The organism is Pseudonocardia oceani (assembly GCF_019263585.2).
GTDB classification, from domain to species: Bacteria; Actinomycetota; Actinomycetes; order Mycobacteriales; family Pseudonocardiaceae; genus Pseudonocardia; species Pseudonocardia oceani.
Genome location: NZ_JADQDF010000001.1, coordinates 2,274,127 through 2,290,366, shown reverse-complemented (window position 1 = coordinate 2,290,366; position 16,240 = coordinate 2,274,127). Strand labels below are relative to the sequence as shown.

Below are 16,240 nucleotides of genomic sequence, written 5' to 3'. Positions count from 1 at the left end.
TCAGGTGAGCAGGTCGTCCAGATCGCCGTTCATGCAGTGGTCGACCACGGGGCGCACCGTCTCGAAGGTGCACTCCTTCGGGTTGCCCGGGGTGCAGGCGTCGCCGAGGACGTGGTTCGTGATGCGGTCGACGTCCGCCGCGTCACCCTTGATGATCGACTCGTTCTCGTAGAACTTGGTCGGGCCCTGGCCCAGGCGGTTCTTGGAGTACGAGTCCTGCTTGACGTCGACGAAGCGCTCCGGGATGCCCACGTCGCGCAGCAGCCGGATGGACGCGGCGAGCGCGGCCTCGGCGGCCTGCACGTCGGTCATGCCGTGGGTGTCGACGCCCATGGCCGAGGCGATGTCGGCGAAGCGCTTGTAGTGCACCGGCATGTTGAACGCCCACACGCGCGGGAGCGCGACGGCGTTGTTCAGGCCGTGGTGGGTGTCGTAGAACGCCGACACCGCGTGGCTGATCGAGTGGATGATGCCCAGGCCGCCGGAGTTGAACGCCTGCGCCGCGATGTACTGCGCGTTCATCATGCCCTCGCGGCCCGCGTAGGACTGCGGGTTCCACACGGCCTCGCGCAGGCTGCGCGCGGTGAGCTTGATGGCGTGCAGCGCGTTGCCCAGCGACGGGTCGAAGTTGATGCGCGAGACGTAGGGCTCCGAGGCGTGCGCGAGCACGTCGAACCCGCACTGCGCGGTGTAGTCGACCGGGCAGGAGTAGTAGAGGACCGGGTCGTCGATCGCCAGTGTCGTGACCGACGCGTCGTCGAACGCCACGTACTTGTGGGGGTTGTCCGGGTCCGTCGTGGTGTCGGTGATGACGTAGGCCCACGAGGTCTCGGAACCGGTGCCGGCCGTGGTCGACACCGCGATGTGCGGCGGGTTCTTCGGGTTCTCGGACTTGTTGAAGCCCTCGAACTCGTTGACGTTGCGGCCGTCGTGCGCGACGGAGACGCGCGCGCCCTTGCACGCGTCGTGCGAGGAGCCGCCGCCGATGGAGACGAAGCTGTCGCAGTTGTTCTGCTGGTAGAGGCCCACAGCGTCCATGACGTTGTAGTCCTTGGGGTTCGACTCGACCTTGTCGTACACGACGACCTCGAGGCCGTGGTACTTCATCGACTCGACGATCTTGTGGACGATGTCGGAGCCGCGCAGGCCCGACGTCATCACCAGCGTCTTCTTGAAGCCCAGCTTGAGGGCCTCCGGACCGATCAGCTCGTGCGCTCCCGGACCCATGAGCGCCCGCGGGAACGGGTGGAACTCCTTGATCGGGAACTGCGGGAGCATCTCTTCGACCTGCATGGCAGCCCTTTCTGCGTGCGGGTGTGTCGCCGCGACGCTAGGACCCGTGTGGCCCGGGGCACAGGAAAACCATGAGGAGGGACGGGGGTAGCCCGTCTGATCGGGTAGCTGACCCCCTCCTGTGACCCCGTTCCCGCAGTTGCCATTCTATTGCGACAAGGTGGCCTGCCACGCGCGGGCGACCACGCGGAAGCCCCGGCGCGCGTACCAGTGGCGGGGCCGGCCGACGGCGTCGGCCTCGAGCACGACGAGGTCGCAGCCCGCGTCGCCGGCCTGCGCCAGCGCCTCGGCCACCAGTGCGTCGCCGTGGCCGCGTCGGCGGTGCGCGGGGTCGGTCTCGACGGCGTCGAGCACGGCCGTCGCCCCGTCGACCTTGAGCACCGCCGCGGCCACGACGGCGCCGTCGTGCTCGACCGCCAGGCACCGCAGGTCGACCACCTCGGCCTCGCGCAGCCAGCGGTCGGAGAGCTGGGCCAGGGACTCCTCGTCGACGTCGGGGACCCCGCGGCGCCAGGCGGCGTCACGGAACGGGCGCAGCGCGCCGGGCTCGACGGTGCGGACGCCCGGGGAGCGGTGACCGCCCGCCGGCGCGGCCATGACGGTCAGCGCGTCGACGGCGTGCCCGGCCGCGGCCAGCGCGCTCGCCGTGCCCTCCAGGTGGTCGCCGGCCAGCAGCGCCGCAGGTCGGGGCCGGTCGTGCAGGACCCGGGCGGCGTCATCGGCGACCGCCGCGGCGTCGGCCGTACCGTCCACGAGGACCTGGTTGTGCTGGTTGGACCGGGGCACCGACGACGTCCGCACCGCCACCCCTCCCGTCACCGGCTCCTCCGCGGTGGCCGTCCGGCGCAGCACCGACGTGAGCACCGCGAGGGCGCGCCCGGCGGTGTCGAGCGCGGGAAGCACCGGCGCCGCGAACTCCGGCCGGTAGGGCAGCACGGCCAGTACGGCCGAGGTGGGCACCGGGCCGTAGGCGTGCGGGAACAGCATCGAGGCGGGGTCGGTGGGCAGGCCGGGCTCGTACCGGACCTCGACGCCGATCCGCGCCGGGTCGAGCACGAGCAGGTTCACGTCGGCTCGTCCGGCGAACAGCCGCTGCGCGGGGAGGGCGACCTGGTCGGGCCCGGACAGGTGCACGAACTCCGCGACGGACGGGCGGACCTCCCCGCGCCCGAGGTGCGTGCGCCATTCGGCGGTGGTGGCGAGGTGCAGCAGGACGTCGGTCACGGGAGCGATCCTCCGCCCCTCCGATCGGAGGGGCGGAGGTGGTCGATCGGCGGGCGGGTCTTGTCTTTGGCACCCGGTGCCACTTAGCGTCGTGGGCGTCCGCATCGCTCGACGACAGGAGCCGCCCATGGCCCCCGCACCCGACGCCCAGTCCGCCCCCGAGGAGCCCGTGGTCGAGGAGACCCTCGTCGAAGAGGTCTCGATCGACGGCATGTGCGGTGTCTACTAGCACCGTGGCGGCTGCATCCGACGCCGGGTCCGCGCAGGCCGCGGACCCGGCGTTCGACCCCTCGCAGCCGTTCCGCTGCAGCCCGAGCGTGGCGCTGCGCCCCGAGCCCTTCGGTGCGCTCGTCTACCACTTCGGGACGCGCAAGCTGTCGTTCCTGAAGACGCTGCCGCTCGTCGAGGTCGTCCGCGGCCTGGAGCAGCACCCCGACGTGCACGCCGCCATCGAGGCAGCGGGCGTCGAGGAGTCGCAGCGTCCCGCCTACCTCCGTGCGCTCGCCGGCCTGGCCGCCAGCGGCACGATCGAACCCCGCCCCACCACCTGAGGGTCCACAACCCTCGAAGAGCGGAGCTCCTGTGAAGCTGGTCGACCACTTCCAGTACGGCCTGAACTCCCCGATCTGCCTGACCTGGGAGCTCACCTACGCCTGCAACCTCGCCTGCGTGCACTGCCTGTCGTCCTCGGGCCGCCGCGACCCCCGCGAGCTGACCACCGCCGAGGCCAAGGGCGTCATCGACGAGCTGCAGAAGATGCAGGTCTTCTACATCAACATCGGTGGCGGCGAGCCCACGGTCCGTCCCGACTTCTGGGAGCTGCTCGACTACTCGATCGACCACAACGTCGGCGTCAAGTTCTCGACCAACGGGATCAAGCTCGACAAGCAGCGGTCGCAGCAGCTCGCCCGCACCGACTACGTCGACGTGCAGATCTCGCTCGACGGCGCCACCGCCGAGGTCAACGACCACGTCCGCGGCCCCGGCTCGTACGACACCGCGATCCGCGCGCTGGAGAACCTCGCCGAGGCCGGGTTCGGCCAGCCGAAGATCTCCGTGGTCATGACGCGCCAGAACGTCGACCAGCTCGACGAGTTCAAGTCGATCGCCGACAAGTACAACGCCCAGCTCCGCATCACGCGGCTGCGCCCGTCGGGCCGCGGCGCCGACGTGTGGGACGAGTTGCACCCGCTGCCCTCGCAGCAGAAGCAGATGTACGACTGGCTCGTGGCCAAGGGCGACTCGGTGCTCACCGGCGACTCGTTCTTCCACCTCTCCGCGTTCGGCGAGGCCCTGCCCGGGCTCAACCTGTGCGGCGCCGGGCGCGTGGTCTGCCTGATCGACCCGGTCGGCGACGTCTACGCCTGCCCGTTCGCGATCCACGAGAACTTCCTCGCCGGCAACCTGCGCTCGCCCGGCGGCTTCCAGGAGATCTGGGAGAACTCGGAGCTGTTCACCGAGCTGCGCCAGCCGCAGACCGGTGGCGCCTGCGCCTCCTGCATGCACTACGACTCGTGCCAGGGCGGGTGCATGGCGGCCAAGTTCTTCACCGGCCTCCCGCTCGACGGGCCCGACCCGGAGTGCGTCCGCGGGTTCGGCGAGCAGGCGCTCGCGGCGCGCGACGGGGTCGAGATCCCGAAGTCCGACGTCGACCACTCGCGCTCGGCCCCGCGGAACTCCCGCACGCCGAAGGCCCCGGTGATGCTGCAGATCGGCATGGGCCGTCCCGACAAGTCGTGCGACCCGAGCCCGCTCGCGGCGCCCGCGGCGCTGACCCAGGCGTCGGCACGAGCCTGAGCGGCCCGACCTCCCGCGACGAACGGCACTCCCACCCAGCAGCGCTGGGTGGGAGTGCCGTTCGCTCGTTGGCCGGGACCGTGGTGCTGGGCGGGTGCACCGCCCCGTCGCGGGTGCTGTTCGGCCCGCACGTCACCAACCTCGGGCACCGGCGCTCGCTGTCGCCGCGGCACGTCGCGTACTACGCCCGGCGGGCCGCCGGCGGTGCGGGCGTGGTGGTCACCGAGGTGGCGTCGGTGCACGACTCCGACCACCCCTACGAACGCGCCCCGCTCGCGGCCGACTGCGCCGACGGCTGGCGCGCGGTCGCCGGCGCCAGCCGCCCGCACGGAGCGCTCGTGCTCGCCGGGCTCGGCCACGCGGGTGCGCAGGGCTCGTCGGCGTACGGGCAGCGCGCCCTGTGGGCCCCCTCGCGCGTCGCCGACGTCTCCTCGCGCGAGGTGCCGACGGCGATGGAGGAGCCCGAGATCGAGGCGCTGGTGTACGGGTTCGCCGCGGCCGCCGCGCTCGCCGTCGACGCCGGCTGCGACGGCGTCGAGATCGGTGCCGGGCAGCACTCGCTGCTGCGGCAGTTCCTCTCCGGGCTCACCAACCACCGCACCGACGCCCACGGCCGCGACCGCGCGCGGCTGCTGCGCGAGGTGCTCACCGCCGTGCGGGCCGCCCTCGGCGACGGGCCCGTGCTGGGCCTGCGCCTGTGCTGCGACGAGCTCGCGCCGTGGGCCGGCATCACGCCGGACTCGGCCACGGACACCCTGGCCGCTCTCCCGCCTGTCGACTACGTCGTGCCGGTGCGGGGCAGCGGGCTCTCGGTCGGCGCCACCCGCCCGGACCTGCACACCCCGCCCGGCTTCAACACTTTGCTCTGCGCACGCATACGCACCGGCTCGCCCGGTGCGTATGGGTGTGCAGAGCAAAGGGTGGTGCTGCAGGGGTCGGTGGTCGACCCGGCGATGGCGCAGGCCGCCCTCGACGACGGGCTGTGCGACCTCGTCGAGATGACGCGCGCCCAGATCGCCGACCCCGACCTGGTCGCGCACGTCCGGGCCGGGAGGCCGGAGCGGATCCGGCACTCGACGCTGTCCAACCGGCGCACCGCCGTGCGCGACCCGCGCAACCCGGTCGTGTCCGACGACGCCGAGCCCGACGCCGGCCACGAGACCGAGCCGGTGCCCGCGCCGCCCGGGCCGCCGCGCGACGTGCTCGTCGTAGGGGGCGGTCCGGCGGGGCTGGAGGCGGCGCGCGTCCTCGCGCTGGCCGGGCACCGGGTGCGGCTCGTCGAGCGGGAGCCGGTGCTCGGCGGGGCGCTGCGGTTCGCGGCCGCCGTCGCCGGGCGGGCACGGATGGGGGTGCTCGTGCCCTGGTGGGAGCGCGAGCTGGCCCGGCTCGGGGTGCGCGTCGAGACCGGCGTGACGGCCGCCCCGGGCGATCTCGTCGGCCCGGTCGTGCTGGCCACCGGCTCCCGGCCCGCGCCGCGGGCCTACCCCGCCGAGGTGCCGGTGCTCGCCGCAGCGGAGTTCGAGGCGGCCGTGCTCGCCGGCGGGCCCCCGCTGCCGCCGGGGCCCGTCGTCGTCCACGACCCGGTCGGGGACTGGACGGGCGTCGGGGTCGCGGAGCAGCTCGCGGCGGCGGGCCGGGCGGTCGCGCTCGTGACGCCCGACCCCGTCGCGGGCACCCAGCTCGCGCTCACCGGCGACCTGGCCCCCGCGAACGCCCGCCTCGACCGCGCCGGCGTGGCCCGTGAGCGGTACGCCCGGCTCGTCGGCGTCGCCGGGGGGCGGGCGGAGCTCGAGCACGTGTGGACGGGGGAGCGATGGGACCTCGCCTGCGCCGCGGTGGTCGACTGCGGCCACCGCCTCCCCGACGACGCGCTGTGGCGTGCCCGGCCCGACCTGCCGCGGGCCGGGGACTGCGTGGCGCCGCGGACGGTCCACGAGGCCGTGCTGGAGGGCCGCCGGGCGGCGTACGAGGCCGTGGCCGGGCGACCGTGCTGAACGAGCCGCTGCAGGTGGGGCCCCTGGTGCTGCGCAACCGCCTCGTGTTCCCCGCCCACCTGACGAACTACGCCGTCGACGGCCTCCCGACGCCGCAGCACACCGCCTACTACGCCGCGCGGGCCGCGGGCGGCGCCGGTCTGGTGATCACCGAGGAGCACGGCGTCGACCCGCGCGACCGGCCCTACGAGAAGCTCATCGAGCCCCGCGACGACGCCCTGCCCGGCTACCGCGCGCTCACCGCCGCCGTGCACGCCGAGGGCGCGGCGGTGCTCGCGCAGCTCACGCACAACGGCGGGCAGTCCAGCGGGATGCACAGCCGCCGTCCCGTGCTCGCGCCGTCGCCGGTGCCCGACCCGTTGTTCCGCGAGGTCCCGGTCGAGCTCGACGTCGCGGGCATCGCCCGGATCGTCGACGGCTACGCCGCCACCGCGGCCCGGTGCGTCGCGGGCGGCTTCGACGGCGTCGAGATCCAGGGCGCCCACTCGTCGCTCGTGCGGCAGTTCCTCTCCCCGCTCACCAACCGCCGCACCGACGCCTACGGGCGCGACCGCGACCGCTTCCTGCTCGAGGTCGTCGACGCCGTGCGCGACGCGATCGGGCCGGACCGCGTGCTCGGCGTGCGGCTGTGCGGCGACGAGGGCGTCCCGCACGGCATCGGGATCGACGACGCCGTCGCCACCGCCCGCGCGCTCGCCGGGCGCGTGGACCTCCTGGGCACGGCGATCGGCGTGGCCACCTCCACGCTGTACCTGGTCGAGGCGTCGCTGCGGTTCGCGCCGGGCTACGCGCTGTCGATCCCGGAGGCGCTGAAGCGCGCCGTGGACGTGCCGGTGATCGGGATCGGGCGTTTCACCACGCCCGAACAGGCCGGGACCGCTCTGGAGTCCGGGCGCTGCGACCTCGTGGGCGTCGTCCGCGGGCAGATCGCCGAGCCCGCGTTCGGCTCCGCGCCGGTGCGGGCGTGCGTGGGGTGCAACCAGGAGTGCGTCGGGCGGGTGGGGCGCAACCGGTGGCTGGGCTGCGTCGTCAACCCGCGCGCGGGCCGCGAGTCCGTGCCGCTGCCCGCGCCCGGCGTGCCGAAGCGGGTGCTGGTCGTCGGCGGTGGGCCGGGCGGGCTGCGCGCGGCCGCCACCGCCGCGGCCCGCGGGCACCGCGTCGTCCTGTGCGAGCGCGAGGCCACGACCGGCGGGGCCGTGTGGTTCGCCGCCGCCGCGCCCGGGCGGGCCGAGTTCGGGAACGTCGTGCGCGACCTGCTCGGCCAGTGCCGCGCGGCGGGCGTCGAGGTGCGGACGGGCGTGGAGGTCGACGCGGCGCTGGTGGAGGCCCTGGCGCCGGACGTCGTCGTGCTGGCGACGGGTGCGCGGCCGGCCCGGCGGTGGCCGGTGCCCGGGGTGGTGGACGTGCGGGACGTGCTGTCGGGGAGGGTGGCACCCGTGCGGAACGCGCTCGTGTACGACGAGCTGGGCTTCCACCAGGCACCCGCCGCGGCGGAGTGGCTGGCGGCGGGGGGAAGTGGTGTGGAGCTCATGACGCCGGGGCTGGTGGTCGCTCAGGACCTCGGGACGACGCTGGACGCGGAGCTGTTCCACCGGCGCGCGCACGCGGCGGGCATCGTGCTGACGACCGACCGGGTCGTCACCGGGGTCGCGCCCGGGCCCGGGCCGGCCGCGCCGCTGGAGGTGACGGTGCTGCACCACACCACCGGCACCGAGGAGCGGCGGCGCTACGACCTCGTCGTCGCGGTCGTGCCGCCCGAGCCGGACGACGCCCTGTGGAGCGCGCTGCGCGACGGGCCGCGCCCGGTGCACCGCGTCGGCGACTGCCTGGCCCCACGCCGCGCGCACGCCGCCGTCGTCGAGGGCGACCGCGTGGCGGTGGGCCTGTGAGCAGCGGACCGGTGAGCAGCGGACCGGTGAGCAGCGGACCGGTGAGCAGCGGTGCGCTGCGGCTGGGCGAGCGCACCTGGACCGACCTCGACGAACCGCGGACGGTGCTGGTCCCCGTCGGGTCGCTGGAGCAGCACGGCCCGCACCTGCCGCTGGACACCGACGCCCGCATCGCCGCGGCCGTCGCCCGCCGCGCGGCCGAGGGCGACCCGACGCTGCTGGTCGCGCCGCCGCTGGCCTACGGGGCGTCCGGGGAGCACGAGGGCTTCGCGGGCACGCTGTCGATCGGGCACGAGGCCCTGCGCGCGGTGCTGGTGGAGCTGGGGCGCAGCGCGGCGCGGTGGGCGGCGAAGCTGGTGTTCGTCAACGGCCACGGCGGCAACCTCCCGACCGTGCCCGACGCCGTCGCGCAGTTGCGCCACGAGGGGCGCGAGGTGGCCTGGTTCGGCTGCGCGGTGCCCCGCGGCGACGCCCACGCCGGACGCACCGAGACCGCGATCCTGCTGGCCCTGGACCCGTCGGTGGTGCGGCGGGAGGCGCTGGAGCCGGGCAACACCGCGCCGCTGCGCGACCTGCTGCCCACCCTGGTCCGCGGCGGGGTGGCCGCGGCCAGCGCCAACGGCGTCCTGGGCGACCCGCGCGGCGCCACGGCCCGGGAGGGCGAGGAGCTGCTGGAGGAGATGGTCGGGCAGCTGCGCGAGCGCCTCGACCGCTGGCTCCCCGACGACCGCGGCCGCCTGGGCTGACGCGGTCCGACGAGTTCCGGCCGGGACGGCGGTCCGTCCCGGCATGAGCATCGTGAGCAGCCACCTCGCCGTCTCCCTCGACGGCTACGTCGCCGGGCCCGACCAGAGCCCGGAGGACCCCCTCGGCCGGGGCGGGGAGCGCCTGCACGAGTGGATGTTCGTGCCCGACGGCCCGGAGTCCGACGCCCGCATCGTCGAGGAGTCGCTCACCGGGGTGGGCGCGTTCGTCATGGGGCGCAACATGTTCGGCCCCGACCGTGGGCCGTGGGACCCGTCGTGGACGGGCTGGTGGGGCGAGGACCCGCCCTTCCACGCGCCGGTGTTCGTCCTGGCCCACCGTGCGCGGGAGCCGCTGGAGATGGCGGGCGGCACGACGTTCCACTTCGTCACCGACGGGATCAGGGCGGCGCTGGATTGGGCGCGGGAGGCGGCGGGGGAGCGGCTGTTCGACGGCCTCGACGGGCTCGTGCTGGAGCAGGAGGAGGTCGTCGTCTCCCCGGCGGTGACGCACCTGCGCTACCGGGTCACGACCTGAGGGCCCCTACGACCGGCTCAGCAGCAGCGGCACCAGCTGCTCGGCCGTGGTCAGCGAGCCGTGCTGCCCCGGCATCCGGGAGATCAGCGGCTCGGCCTCGGACCGGACGACGGCGGCCGTGCCGCGCGCGGCGACCACGACGTCGCCGACCCGCCCGCGCATCGCCGGGGCGACCGGCCCGAACCAGCCGTCGGCGACGGCCTGCTCGCCCGGCACCACCCACGCGTCGTCACGCAGCACGGCGCGCCACGCGGCCAGCACCTCGTCGGCGGCGCCGGGGCGGGCGTAGACGTGGCGGGCGCGGGCGTCGCCGCCCAGCAGCAGGACGCCCTGGCGCAGGGCGTCATCGGTGTCGGCGTCGTGGATGCGGTCGACGGCCACCATCCCGTGGTCACCGGTCACCGCCAGCACCGCGCCGGGCGGGAGGTCCTCGGCGATCCGCTGCACGAGGCGGTCGACCTGGGCGAGCTGCATCCGCCAGGCGAGACTGCCGGGGCCGTGCAGGTGCCCCATCGCGTCGAGATCGGCGTGGTAGCCGTAGCAGAGCCGCCGCCCCGGACCGGCGAGCGCGGCGAGCACCTCGGCGGCCAGGTCGCCCAGCGCGTGCGTGCCGCGGAACCGGCCGCCGCGCAGCGCCGCGCGGGTCAGCCCCGACCCGCGGAACACCCGCTGCGACACCACGGTGACACCGATCCCGGCCGCCTCCGCCCGCTCGAACGCCGTCGGCGAGGGCTGCACCTGCTCGGGCACCAGCGACTCGCGCAGGTCGACGGCCTCGCCGGCGCCGTGGGAGGTCCACTTCAGGGAGTCGAGCAGCTCGCCCGCCACCCGGAAGGAGATGCCCAGGACGCCGTGCGCGCCCGGCGGCAGCCCGGTGCCGACCGACGTCAGCGAGATGGACGTGCTGGACGGGAAGCCGACCGTCACCGGGCCGGCGTCGGCCATCGACGACAGGTACGGGGCGTCGGCGGCGTGCGCGTCGAGCAGCTCCCGGCCCAGCCCGTCGATCAGGAGCAGGGCCGCGGCCCGCGCCGGCTCCACGACGAGGTCGGACGCGGGTTCCGGCAGGCCCAGAGCGCGCAGCAGCGCGGGCAGCACCTCGGCGAGGGAGCGGTGGCCGTAGAGCGGGAGCGGGAACACGGGTGGAGCGTGCCAGACACGCCCTACGCTCCCCCCATGCACGGAACGCCCGCCGGTCACCAGCACGCCGGGGAGCGGGGACCCACCAGCACCGTGCTCCCCGAGGGGCTGCGGGTGGCGCTCGACCGCCGCACCCGCAGCGTCGACGACGGGGCGGTGCTGCTGGGCGGGGCGCCGCCGCGGATGCTGCGGCTCGCCCGGGCCGGGCGCGACCTGCTGGCCCCCGGCGGCTTCACCGTCGACGGCCCGACCTCGCGCGCGCTCGCCCGCCGGCTGCTCGACGTCGGCATCGCCCACCCCGTCGGCGGGCCGGCGGGCCCGGGTCCGGACGCGGTGACCGTCGTCGTGCCGGTGAAGGACCGCGTCGACGGGCTGACGCGGCTGGTGGCTGCGGTGGGGGAGGTCGGCGCGCTCGTCGTCGTCGACGACGGCTCGGCCGACCCCGCGGCGATCCGCGCGGCGGCGGGTCCGCGGGCGCGGGTGCTGCGCCACGAGCGCAGCCGCGGCGCCTCGGCCGCGCGCAACACCGGGCTGCGCGCCGCGACGACGCCGCTGGTGGCCTTCCTCGACTCCGACGTCGTGCCCGAGCCGGGCTGGCTCGCGCCGCTGCTGGCGGTGTTCGCCGACCCGGCCGTGGCGCTGGCCGCGCCGCGGATCGTCGCCCTCGCACCGGTCGTCGGCTGGCTCGGGCGCTACGAGGCCGTGCACTCCTCGCTCGACCTCGGGCCGGACCCCGCGCTCGTCGTCCCGCGCTCCCGGGTCGCGTACGTGCCCAGCGCGGCGGTGGTGGTGCGCCGCGGGGCCGTGGGCGACGGGTTCGACGAGGCGATGCACGTGGCCGAGGACGTCGACCTCGTCCTGCGCCTGCACGCCGGCGGACACCGCCTGCGGTACGTGCCCGGCTCCCGCGTCGCGCACGACCACCGCACCACGCTACGGGCGTGGTGGTGGCGCAAGGCGCAGTACGGCACCGGCGCGGCGCCGCTCGCGCTGCGCCACCACGGCGCCGTGCCGCCGATGGTGCTCAGTCCGACCTCGGCCGCCGTCGCGGGGCTGGCGCTGGTCGGGCGGCCGTGGGCGCTGGCCGCGGCGGGTGCGGTCGGCGCGGTGGCGGTCGAGCGCCTGTCCCGCCGGCTCGACGTGCGCCGCCCCCGGGTCACGGCCGCGCGGCTGGTGGGGCTCGGGGCGCTCGGGGCGCTGTCCCAGACCGCCGACGCCGTGACGCGCCACTACTGGCCGCTGTCCCTGGTGGCCTGCGCGGTGTCGCGGCGGGCCCGCCGCCGGGTGCTGGCCGTGGCGCTGGCCGAGGGGGCCGTCGACTGGTGGCGCCACCGCGACCGCGACGCCCGGGTGCGCCCCGACCCCGCCACGCACCTGGTCGCGCACCGCCTGGACGATCTCGCCTACGGCGCCGGACTGTGGTGGGGCGCGGCCGCGCACCGCACGGCGGCGCCGCTCCTACCCTCCGGACCAGCCCTCCGGGTTGGTCCGAACGGTTGATAAAGTCGATGTGAGCCGTCCGCTCCTGCGGAGTCGTCGGCTGATCCGATCCGCGTCAGCGGATCCGTACGGACAGGCGTCCGACGAGCGCCGATCGGCGCGCTCCAAGCCAGGGTGAGCTTTGTTGCGGGCCCCGATGATCAGCGGTGAGATGTGGGCGCTGCCACACCCGTGTGCGCAGCCACCACCTACCGACGTCGTTGCCTAGGAGAAGACACATGGCACAGGTCCGGGTCACCGTCGACGGCGTGAACTACGCCGACGACGTCGAGCCCCGTACGTTGTTGGTCCACTACCTGAGGGAACGCCTCGGCAAGACCGGCACCCTCGTGGGGTGCGACACCAGCAACTGCGGTGCGTGCACCGTCCACCTCAACGGGCAGAGCGTGAAGTCCTGCTCGGTCCTCGCGGTCCAGGCGGACGGCGCCGAGGTCACCACGATCGAGGGCATCGCCCGCGACGGGAAGCTGCACCCCGTCCAGGAGGCCTTCAACGAGAAGCACGCCCTGCAGTGCGGTTACTGCACCCCGGGGATGATCATGCAGGCGATCGACCTGCTCGGGGACAACCCCGACCCCGACGAGCACGAGGTCCGCGAGGGCATCGAGGGCAACCTCTGCCGCTGCACGGGCTACCAGAACATCGTCCGGGCGGTGCAGAGCGCGGCGCAGAAGATGAAGCCCGGCGCGCACGCCCAGACCGACGCCCCGGTCCCCGTGGCCGGTGGAGGCAACTGAGCATGACGACGACCGCTGACCCCACCACGCTCGAGTTCGGCCGCGCACGTACCCGCAAGGAGGACGCGCGCCTCATCACCGGCCGTACCAAGTTCACCGACTCCATCAACCTCAACGGGATGCTGCACCTGCACGTGGTGCGCTCCCCGCTGGCGCACGCGACCATCACCGGCGTCGACAAGTCCGCCGCCGAGGCCTCGCCCGGCGTCATCGGCGTCTACACCGCGGCCGACCTGGGTGTCGAGGCCGTCGGCCTGCCCTGCGCCTGGCCGATCACGCCGGACATGAAGGCCCCGCAGCGCCCGCTGCTCGCCACCACCACCGTGCACTTCGCCGGTGAGGGCGTGGCCGTCGTGCTCGCCCGCTCCGCCGCCGAGGCGCGCGACGCGGCCGACCTCGTCGAGGTCGACTACGAGCCCCTCGAGCCCGTCCTCGACATGGAGGACGCGATCAAGGAGGGTGCCACCCTGGTCCACCCGGACCTCGGCACCAACGAGAACGCCACCTGGGTGTTCGACTCCGGCGCGGCCGGCACCGGCGAGGACGTCGCCGCCGCCATCTCCGCGGCCGAGGCCGACCCCGACTCGATCGTCGTCAAGCGCCGCTTCATCCAGCAGCGCCTGATCCCCGCGTTCATGGAGCCGCGCGCGTGCGTCGTCGACCCGACCGGTGAGCAGATCACCGTCTGGGCCGCCACGCAGGTGCCGCACATCCTGCGCACCATGACCACGGTGACGCTCGGCGTCCCGGAGTCCAAGCTGCGCGTCATCGCCCCCGACGTGGGCGGCGGCTTCGGCGGCAAGATCGGCGTCCTGCCCGAGGAGATGCTCTGCGTCGTCCTCGCGCAGAAGACCGGCAAGCCGATCAAGTGGAACGAGACCCGGTCGGAGTCCCTGCTCGCCGCGCACCACGGCCGCGACCAGATCCAGGACCTGACGATCACGGCCAAGCGCGACGGCACCGTGACCGGCCTCGACGTCCACCTGCTCGCCGACATGGGCGCCTACCTCGGCCTCGTCGGCCCGGGCGTGCCGATCCTCGGCGCGTTCATGTTCAACTCGATCTACAAGTTCCCGGCGCTGAAGTTCACGTGCACCAACGTGTTCACCACGAAGACGCTCACCGACGCCTACCGCGGCGCGGGTCGTCCCGAGGCCACGTTCGGCATCGAGCGGATCATGGACGAGCTCGCGGTCGAGCTCGGCATGGAGCCGATGGAGCTGCGCAAGAAGAACTGGATCACCCACGAGGAGTTCCCGTTCACCACGGTCGTGGGCCTGACCTACGACTCGGGCAACTACGAGCAGGCCACCGCCCAGGCGATGGAGGCCTTCGACTACGCGGGCCTGCGCCGCGAGCAGGAGGAGCGCCGCGCCAGCGGTGACAAGGTCCAGCTCGGCATCGGCATCTCGACCTTCACCGAGATGTGCGGCCTCGCGCCCTCGCGCGTGCTGGGCTCGCTGGCCTACGGCGCCGGCGGCTGGGAGGCCGCCAGCATCCGCATGCTGGCCACCGGCAAGGTCGAGGTCATCACCGGCGCCTCGGCGCACGGGCAGGGCCACGAGACGGCGTTCAGCCAGATCGTCGCCGACCAGCTCGGCGTGCCGTTCGAGGACGTCGAGGTGCTGCACGGCGACACGCAGATCTCGCCGAAGGGCCTCGACACCTACGGCTCGCGCTCGCTCGTCGTCGGCGGCATCGCGATCGTCAAGGCCGCGGAGAAGGTCGTCGCCAAGGCCAAGAAGATCGCCGCCCACCTGCTCGAGGCGTCCGAGGACGACATCGAGTTCTCGGGCGGCACCTTCACGGTCAAGGGCACCGACAAGGGCAAGGCCATCCAGGAGATCGCGTTCGCCGCGTTCATGGCGCACGACTACCCGGAGGACATGGAGCCGAGCCTCGACGCCGACGCCGTGTACGACCCGGAGAACTTCTCCTTCCCGCACGGCACGCACCTCGCGGCCGTCGAGATCGACACCGAGACCGGCCGGGTCCACCTCCGCAAGTACGTCTGCGTCGACGACATCGGCACCGTCGTCAACCCGCTGATCGTCGAGGGCCAGGTGCACGGCGGTCTCGCCCAGGGCATCGCGCAGGCCCTGTTCGAGGAGGCCAACTACGACGACCAGGGCACGCTCGTCAACGGCACGTTCGTCGACTACACGCTGCCCTCGGCCGCCGACCTCCCGAGCTTCGACACCTCCACGGTGTCGACCCCGGCCACGTCGAACCCGCTGGGCGTCAAGGGCGTCGGCGAGGCGGGCACCATCGCCTCGACGCCGGCCATCGTCAACTCGGTCATCGACGCGCTGCGCCACCTCGGCGTGACCAACGTCGAGATGCCCTGCACCTCGCAGCGCGTGTGGCGGGCCATCCAGGACGCCAAGGGCGTCGCCACCCAGGAGACCCCGATCGACACCCACTCGCCGGGTGCCGGCCTGGGCTCGATCGACCCGAACAACCCCCAGGGAGAGGTCCAGTGATCCCGTCCAAGTTCGACTACGTCAAGCCGGCGTCGGTCGCCGAGGCGGTGCAGGCACTCGCCGACGGCGGTGACGACGCCAAGATCCTGGCCGGCGGCCAGAGCCTCATCCCGGTGCTCCGGCTGCGCCTCGCGGCGCCGTCGGTGATCATCGACCTCGGGGGGATCGCGGAGCTCCGCGGCATCCGCGAGGACGGCGACCAGATCGTGATCGGCGCCATGACGCCGTACCACGACATCGTCCGGGACGACCTGGTCAAGCAGCACGTCGCGCTGCTGGGCCAGGCCACCGAGACCGTCGCGGACAACCAGGTCCGGCACCGCGGCACGCTGGGCGGCTCGCTCGCCCACGCCGACCCCGCGGGCGACCTGGGCGCCCCCACCCTGGCGCTGGACGCGCAGCTGGTCATCGCGGGCGCCTCGGGCACCCGCACGGTCAGCGCGGCGGAGTTCTTCGTCGACTACTTCACGACCGCCATCGGTGAGGCCGAGATCCTCACCGAGATCCGGTTCCCGAAGTACACCGGCTGGGGCAGCCACTACGAGAAGTTCAACCGCACGGCGCAGGCCTGGTCGATGTGCGCGGTCGCCGCGGCCGTCAAGGTCGACGGCGGCACCATCTCCGAGGCCCGCGTCGGGCTGACGAACATGGGGACCACGCCGATCCGCGCCACCGGCGTGGAGCAGGCGCTGGTGGGACAGCCGGCCACGGCCGATGCCATCCGCGCCGCGGCCGAGCACGCGACCGAGGGCACGTCGGCTCCGAGTGACGCCGACGCCGCCGCGGACTACCGTGAGCACCTGGCCAAGGTGCTCACCGGCCGTGCGGTGCTCACCGCCGCCGGCTGACGCCCGCTCGTACCGTTCCGCAGACGCCCGTCCCGGCCGCCGGGACGGGCGTCT

General features: G+C 74.3%; 14 protein-coding genes. 11 read left to right on the top strand and 3 right to left on the bottom strand.

Features of this window, described 5'->3' with window-relative positions:
- The gene (gene mdo / locus I4I82_RS11380; protein ID WP_218593993.1) at positions 1-1,293 is read right to left on the bottom strand and encodes an NDMA-dependent methanol dehydrogenase; all 1,293 of its coding nucleotides are present in this window, start codon (positions 1,291-1,293) and stop codon (positions 1-3) included.
- A 147-nt stretch (positions 1,294-1,440) separates the two neighbouring features.
- Positions 1,441-2,517 carry a GNAT family N-acetyltransferase gene (locus tag I4I82_RS11375; protein WP_226369994.1) on the bottom strand — a complete coding sequence of 359 codons (1,077 nt, stop codon included), beginning with the start codon at positions 2,515-2,517 and terminating at the stop codon, positions 1,441-1,443.
- Positions 2,518-2,644: 127 nt separating this feature from the next.
- Here I4I82_RS11375 and mftA point away from each other — a divergent pair, with 127 nt between their 5' ends.
- The 7 genes from mftA (at position 2,645) to I4I82_RS11340 (ending at position 9,478) form a co-directional block, all read left to right on the top strand.
- Complete coding sequence (gene mftA, locus I4I82_RS11370; RefSeq protein ID WP_141279391.1) at positions 2,645-2,746, top strand: mycofactocin precursor MftA; 102 nt, start codon at positions 2,645-2,647, stop codon at positions 2,744-2,746.
- A gap of 4 nt (positions 2,747-2,750) precedes the next feature.
- Positions 2,751-3,068: a mycofactocin biosynthesis chaperone MftB gene (mftB, locus tag I4I82_RS11365; protein WP_218589979.1), complete on the top strand. Its 318-nt coding sequence runs from the start codon at positions 2,751-2,753 to the stop codon at positions 3,066-3,068.
- 31 nt (positions 3,069-3,099) lie between these two features.
- On the top strand, positions 3,100-4,314 hold the full coding sequence (mftC, locus tag I4I82_RS11360) for a mycofactocin radical SAM maturase (RefSeq protein ID WP_172157273.1): 1,215 nt from the start codon (positions 3,100-3,102) through the stop codon (positions 4,312-4,314).
- A 68-nt stretch (positions 4,315-4,382) separates the two neighbouring features.
- Positions 4,383-6,308, top strand: a complete 1,926-nt coding sequence (locus I4I82_RS11355) for a mycofactocin system FadH/OYE family oxidoreductase 1 (RefSeq protein WP_225920574.1) — start codon at positions 4,383-4,385, stop codon at positions 6,306-6,308.
- Positions 6,302-8,197 carry a mycofactocin system FadH/OYE family oxidoreductase 2 gene (locus I4I82_RS11350; protein WP_218595686.1) on the top strand — a complete coding sequence of 632 codons (1,896 nt, stop codon included), beginning with the start codon at positions 6,302-6,304 and terminating at the stop codon, positions 8,195-8,197. The genes I4I82_RS11355 and I4I82_RS11350 overlap by 7 nt, the downstream gene beginning before the upstream one ends.
- A gap of 26 nt (positions 8,198-8,223) precedes the next feature.
- Entirely contained in the window at positions 8,224-8,943 is a 720-nt protein-coding gene (mftE, locus tag I4I82_RS11345; RefSeq protein ID WP_226369993.1) for a mycofactocin biosynthesis peptidyl-dipeptidase MftE, read from the top strand.
- Positions 8,944-8,986: 43 nt separating this feature from the next.
- On the top strand, positions 8,987-9,478 hold the full coding sequence (locus tag I4I82_RS11340) for a dihydrofolate reductase family protein (RefSeq protein WP_218592921.1): 492 nt from the start codon (positions 8,987-8,989) through the stop codon (positions 9,476-9,478).
- A 6-nt stretch (positions 9,479-9,484) separates the two neighbouring features.
- Here I4I82_RS11340 and I4I82_RS11335 read toward each other — a convergent pair whose 3' ends face one another.
- Positions 9,485-10,618, bottom strand: a complete 1,134-nt coding sequence (locus tag I4I82_RS11335) for an alkaline phosphatase family protein (RefSeq protein WP_218592922.1) — start codon at positions 10,616-10,618, stop codon at positions 9,485-9,487.
- Between the two features lie 36 nt (positions 10,619-10,654).
- Here I4I82_RS11335 and mftF point away from each other — a divergent pair, with 36 nt between their 5' ends.
- The 4 genes from mftF (at position 10,655) to I4I82_RS11315 (ending at position 16,186) form a co-directional block, all read left to right on the top strand.
- Entirely contained in the window at positions 10,655-12,118 is a 1,464-nt protein-coding gene (mftF, locus tag I4I82_RS11330) for a mycofactocin biosynthesis glycosyltransferase MftF (protein WP_218592923.1), read from the top strand.
- Between the two features lie 218 nt (positions 12,119-12,336).
- A complete protein-coding gene (locus I4I82_RS11325; protein WP_172157298.1) occupies positions 12,337-12,855 on the top strand; it encodes a (2Fe-2S)-binding protein in 519 nt (172 codons plus the stop codon).
- A 2-nt stretch (positions 12,856-12,857) separates the two neighbouring features.
- A complete protein-coding gene (locus I4I82_RS11320) occupies positions 12,858-15,338 on the top strand; it encodes a xanthine dehydrogenase family protein molybdopterin-binding subunit (RefSeq protein WP_218592924.1) in 2,481 nt (826 codons plus the stop codon).
- Positions 15,335-16,186 (top strand): FAD binding domain-containing protein, encoded by an 852-nt coding sequence (locus tag I4I82_RS11315; protein ID WP_218592925.1) that lies wholly within the window; start codon positions 15,335-15,337, stop codon positions 16,184-16,186. The genes I4I82_RS11320 and I4I82_RS11315 overlap by 4 nt, the downstream gene beginning before the upstream one ends.
- Positions 16,187-16,240: the final 54 nt, after the last annotated feature.